The organism is Bradyrhizobium sp. (assembly GCF_030654605.1).
In the GTDB taxonomy this organism is placed as follows: domain Bacteria; phylum Pseudomonadota; class Alphaproteobacteria; order Rhizobiales; family Xanthobacteraceae; genus Bradyrhizobium.
Map to the genome: position 1 here is coordinate 1 of NZ_JAURXB010000212.1, position 1,006 is coordinate 1,006.

At 63.6% G+C, this 1,006-nt stretch carries 1 protein-coding gene and 1 pseudogene; both read right to left on the bottom strand.

Features of this window, described 5'->3' with window-relative positions; translation table 11 throughout:
• Nucleotides 1-736: substrate-binding domain-containing protein (locus tag Q7U29_RS19490; RefSeq protein ID WP_304744041.1), on the bottom strand; the 736-nt coding region annotated here is incomplete at its 3' end.
• A 21-nt stretch (nucleotides 737-757) separates the two neighbouring features.
• A pseudogene (locus Q7U29_RS19495) lies at nucleotides 758-1,006 on the bottom strand (ABC transporter ATP-binding protein); the annotation flags it as partial.

A 1,006-nucleotide genomic window follows, 5' to 3' on the forward strand; every position in this document is an offset into this window, starting at 1 on the left:
CGACAAAGGCCTGGCCGAATTCCTTCTTCACGCTGGGAAATTTCTCCGGGTTGACCAGCATGACGCCGTACTGGTTGAACAGCCGCTTGTCGCCTTCGACCACGATCTCGAGTTCGCCGCGGTTCTTGAACGAGATCCAGGTGCCACGGTCGGCCAGCACATAGCCGTTCATCGCGCCCGCGGTATTGAGCGCGGGACCCATGCCCTGCCCGATCTCGCGGTACCACGGGCCTTTTGTCGCTGCGATATCGACGCCGGCCACTTTCCACAGCGCCAGTTCGGCCGAGTGGGTGCCGGACTTGTCGCCGCGCGAGACGAACGGCGCGGCTTTGGACTGGATCGCTTTCAGGGCGGTCTCGATGTCCTTGCCCTTGACGCCGGCCGGATCGCTCTTCGGCCCGATCAGGACAAAATCGTTGTACATCACGTCGAACCGCTTGACGCCAAATCCGTCGGCGACGAATTTCTCCTCCTGCGATTTTGCGTGAACGAACACCACATCGGCATCGCCCCGCCGGGCGGTGTCGAGCGCCTGGCCGGTACCCTGCGCGATCACTTTGACGTCGATGTTGGCCTTGGCCTTGAACAGCGGCAACAGATAACCGAACAGCCCGGAATCCTGCGTCGAGGTGGTGGACGCCACCACGATCGAACGATCCTGCGCGCCGGCCGATACGAGACCGGCGAGGACGCCGAACACGAGGGCTGATGCAAATGACGCAAAGCGAGATGCCATGGTGTGCTCCTGTTGTCGAAATCAGATCACGAGATCGCCGCGCAAGAACGCGGTGGCTTCCGGGGTCGATGGACGGTCGAGAAAATCGGCGGCGGCGGAGCGCTCGCGCAAGCTGCCGCGCACCATGAACATCACCTCGCCCGCGAGCCGGCGGACCTGGCCGAGATCATGCGAGGCCATCACGATCTTGATGCCGGATTGCGCTGCCATCAGCACGATCTCCTCGACGCCGCGGGTCGCGGCCGGATCGAGGCTGGCGGTGGGCTCGTC